The 1,615-nt window shown below is 69.4% G+C and carries 1 protein-coding gene; it reads left to right on the top strand.

Translation table 11 applies throughout. From position 1 onward, the window contains the following. Positions 1–168 precede the first annotated feature (168 nt). Positions 169–1,590, top strand: a complete 1,422-nt coding sequence (locus O0J73_RS22320; protein ID WP_004154383.1) for a M28 family peptidase — start codon at positions 169–171, stop codon at positions 1,588–1,590. Positions 1,591–1,615 lie beyond the last annotated feature (25 nt).

Genomic DNA, 1,615 nt, shown 5'->3' with positions numbered 1-1,615 from the left:
GCCAGCGGCCGGCACTACCGCGACCGCACGAAAGCCCCGCCCCGGCGGGGCTTTCGCTTTGCCGTACGTGGCGGAAAACAGCGTTCGCGCCAGCCATGACCTCCCGCCCATGCGCACGCCTGAACGACTGTTAAGCTCCAAGGCTTAGGTCCCTTCCCGGAGTTGTCCATGCGTCGCCGTGTGCTTGCCATCGCATCCTCCCTCGCCCTGCTGGCCGCCCCGGCCTTCGCGGCGCCGCGCACCACCACCCTGCCCCCGGCCTCGCTGGCCACCGCCGCACAGCTGCGCGACCAGGCACTGGCTGACGACACCGGCTGGAAGGTGGTCGAATCGCTCACCACCGAGATCGGTCCGCGCATCGCCGGCAGCGAAGCCGATGCCCGCGCCGTGGCCTGGGCCGAAGCCAAGTTCAAGGCACTCGGCTTCGACAAGGTATGGAAGGAACCGGTGACGTTCCCGAAGTGGGAACGCCGCAGCGAACATGCCGCCGTGACCGGCAGGAATCCGCAGCCGCTGCAGATCACCGCGCTGGGCGGCAGCCCGGGCGGCACCGTTGAAGCCGAGGTGGTGCGCTTTGCCGATCTGGCCGCATTGCAGGCGGCGCCGGCCGGCTCGCTGAAGGGCAAGATCGCTTTCGTCGATTACCAGATGCTGCCGTTCCGCGATGGCCGCGACTACGGCCGTGGCGGCGCGATCCGCAGCAAGGGCCCGTCGGAGGCGATCCGCAAGGGTGCGGTCGGCTTCCTGATGCGCTCGGCGGGTACCGACTCGCATCGCGTGCCGCATACCGGCATCACCCGCTTCGATGAAGGCCTGACGCCGGTGCCGTCGGCAGCACTGTCGGTGCCCGACGCCGATCAGCTGGCGCGCCTGCTGGCCCGTGGCAGCACCACGGTGAAGGTGGCGCTGGATTGCGGCTGGGATGGCACGGCCACCTCGTACAACGTGATCGGCGAGATCACCGGCCGCAGCCTGCCGAAGGAAGTGGTGGTGATCGGTGGCCATCTGGATTCCTGGGACCTGGGCACCGGCGCGGTCGATGACGGCGCAGGCGTGGGCATCACCATGGCGGCCGGGCACCTGATCGGCCAGCTCAAGCAGGCGCCGAAGCGCACCATTCGCGTGATCGCCTTCGCCAACGAGGAACAGGGCCTGTACGGCGGCAAGGCCTACGCCGAAGCACACGCCAAGGACGTGGCCCTGCATCAGCTGGCCGCCGAGAGCGACTTCGGTGCCGGCCGCATCTATGCCTTCAATACCGGTTCGCCGAACCCGGAAGGCTCGCGCGAAGCGACCCGGCAGATCGCCGAAGTGATGAAGCCGCTGGGCATCGAGTACCAGGCCGACAAGGGCGGCCCGGGCCCGGATGTCGGCCCGCTGGCGGCCAAGGGCGGTGCGTGGGCGTGGCTGGCGCAGGATGGCTCGGACTACTTCCACCTGCACCACACCGCCGACGACACGCTGGACAAGATCGACCCGAAGGCGTTGGCGCAGAACGTGGCCGCGTACACGGTATTCGCGTACCTGGCCGCGGAAGCTGACGGTGGTTTCGGCAGCGAGGCCAAGGCGACCACGCCGCCGAACGAATGACGCTGGCGCCGGGCCATGCCCGGCG

Origin of the sequence: Stenotrophomonas sp. Sm6012, from assembly GCF_030985895.1 — a bacterium.
Lineage (GTDB): Bacteria > Pseudomonadota > Gammaproteobacteria > Xanthomonadales > Xanthomonadaceae > Stenotrophomonas > Stenotrophomonas forensis.
Note: the sequence above shows the minus strand (reverse complement) of the source record. Positions and strands in the feature narration are given on the sequence as shown.